We start from the raw sequence: 2,152 nt of genomic DNA on the forward strand, positions 1-2,152 counted from the left end.
GCCTCGTACGGGTTCGGGCCGGGCGAGCGGCTCCCGCTGCCCGACGCCTGCGGTCAGGGGTCCGGGGCCCCCGCGACCAGATCCTGAAAGCGGCGGCGCAACGCCTGCCAGCGCGCGTCGTGCCGGTACGCCCGTACCCGCGCCTTGCGCCGGGCCCGCGGCCGGCGGCGGTAGCAGCGCCGCGCCCACGGCGAGCCGGGCCGGGCGAGCCGCACCGCCCCGATGATCGCCACGAACGGCACCACCACGCCGATCACCGCTATCCGCGGCTTCCCCTTGGCCAGGGCGAACAGCGAGATGGCGAAGTTGAGCGCCACGTTCGTCGTCACCAGGCCGCGGCTGCGCAGCTCCTCCGGTGTCAGCGCGTCCACCCCGAACGGCGAGAAGCCCGCCAGCATCAGCGCCACCAGCGCGGCCGTCAGCACCACGACCTCGACGCTCTTGCGCCCCTGCTCGCTCCAGTACACGTCGTCCAGGTGCAGTACGAGTGCGAACTCGTCCAGCACCAGGCCCGCACCCGCCCCGAACAGCACGGCCGTCACCGAGGTCCCGAAGCCCTGCCGGCCGCCGGCCACCGCGCCGAAGCCCCCGACCACCATCAGCACGATGCCGGGCACCACGTGGTGGATGTGCAGACCGCCCGGCCGGATGTTGCGGAAAGGGCCCTTGCCCGCCCGGATCAGCCGGGTGATCACCCGCGTGACCAGGAACGTCAGCACGAACGAGGCCAGCGCGAGGAGCAGCGGCAGCTTGCCCGGCTCGACGATGTTCCGACTCCACCAGTGACCCATGACCGACGCTCCCGAATCTGCCCGCTAGGGGAAACCTAACGTCCCTGACGTCGGAAGACGTCGGATAACCTGCGCGCGATGACCGATACCTCCCCCGATGCCGCCCCCGGCCCCGGCCCCGGCCCCTCTCCCGACCGCGCTGCCCTCGGCGACGCGCTGCGCTTCGCCTTCGGCACCCTGAGCGTGCTGCCCGTCCGCCTGACCCGGTGGGACCGCCCGGCGGCCCGCGGCGGGATGCTGGCCGCGCCGCTCGTGGGGCTGGCCGTCGGGCTCTGCGCGGCGGCCGTCGGCGGGGCGCTGCTGCTCCTGGGCGCCGGGCCGCTGCTCGCCGCCGTCGCCACCGTCGCCGTCCCGGCGGTGCTCACCCGCGGGCTGCACCTCGACGGGCTCGCGGACGTGGCCGACGGGCTCGGCAGCGGCAAACCGGCCGAGGACGCGCTGCGCATCATGAAGCAGTCGGACATCGGCCCGTTCGGGGTCCTGACCCTGGTCTTCGTCCTGCTCGGCCAGGTCGCCGCCGTGTACGAGCTGTACGGGGCCGGCTGGGCGCGCGGCGCGCTCGCCGTGACGGTGGCGGCGGTCGCGGCCCGTACGGCCCTGACCCTCGCCTCCCGTGCCGGTGTGCCTGCGGCACGGCCGGAAGGTCTGGGCGCGGCGGTGGCCGGCGCGGTCCCGGTCCGCTCGGCGACGGTGACGGTACTGGCCGTGACACTGGCCTGCGCGGCGGCGGGCTTCGCCAACGGTCCGTACTCCGCCGCCCATTGCGCTGCCGCGCTCCTCCTCTCCCTCGCCGCCGCGGAACTGATGCTCCGTCACTGCCGCCGCCGCTTCGGCGGCGTGACGGGGGATGTCTTCGGCACCCTGGCCGAGACGGCGACGACCGTCGCGCTGATCGCGTCGGCACTGGGCTGACGGCGGCCTCTCGGCCCGCCCCGGCCGACGCTTGAGGACGCACCACCCGCCCGCACAAACCAGCCCGTCCGGCGCTTGAGAACACCCCCGCCACCCGCACGCCCCCCACCGCCCGTCCGGCGCTTGAGGACGCCTCTCCCACCCGCGCTCACACACGCATCGACCGCCCCACCCAGCCCGTCCGGCGCTTGAGGACCGCCGACCGGCCCAGAGCCCCGAATCGAGCCCGTCCGGCGCGAGGACATCTGCCCCGCCCAGCCCATCCGGCGCCCACGTCCCGGGGACCGGGGTGGCAAGCCGGGGCGAAGCCCCCCACAGGGCGCGGCCGCGCATCGGCCGGGAGTTAGGCTCACGGCAAGCGCCTGGCGACCGGTCACCACCCACCGGCCGGCCGAACTCAACGGAAGTAGGGACCCCACCACCGTGACTGCACTGACTCTCAGCACCTC

Annotated in this window: 2 protein-coding genes; one reads left to right on the forward strand and one right to left on the reverse strand. The window is 75.0% G+C overall.

Translation table 11 applies throughout. From position 1 onward, the window contains the following. Positions 1-53 precede the first annotated feature (53 nt). Positions 54-791: a hypothetical protein gene (locus ACFU99_RS41525; protein WP_384403362.1), complete on the reverse strand. Its 738-nt coding sequence runs from the start codon at positions 789-791 to the stop codon at positions 54-56. 78 nt (positions 792-869) lie between these two features. On the opposite strand from ACFU99_RS41525, the gene ACFU99_RS41530 reads away from it, so the two are divergent. Further along, the gene (locus tag ACFU99_RS41530) at positions 870-1,703 is read left to right on the forward strand and encodes an adenosylcobinamide-GDP ribazoletransferase (RefSeq protein ID WP_384403365.1); all 834 of its coding nucleotides are present in this window, start codon (positions 870-872) and stop codon (positions 1,701-1,703) included. The last annotated feature ends 449 nt before the right edge of the window (positions 1,704-2,152 follow it).

Origin of the sequence: Streptomyces sp. NPDC057654 (assembly GCF_042800135.1) — a bacterium.
Lineage (GTDB): Bacteria > Actinomycetota > Actinomycetes > Streptomycetales > Streptomycetaceae > Streptomyces.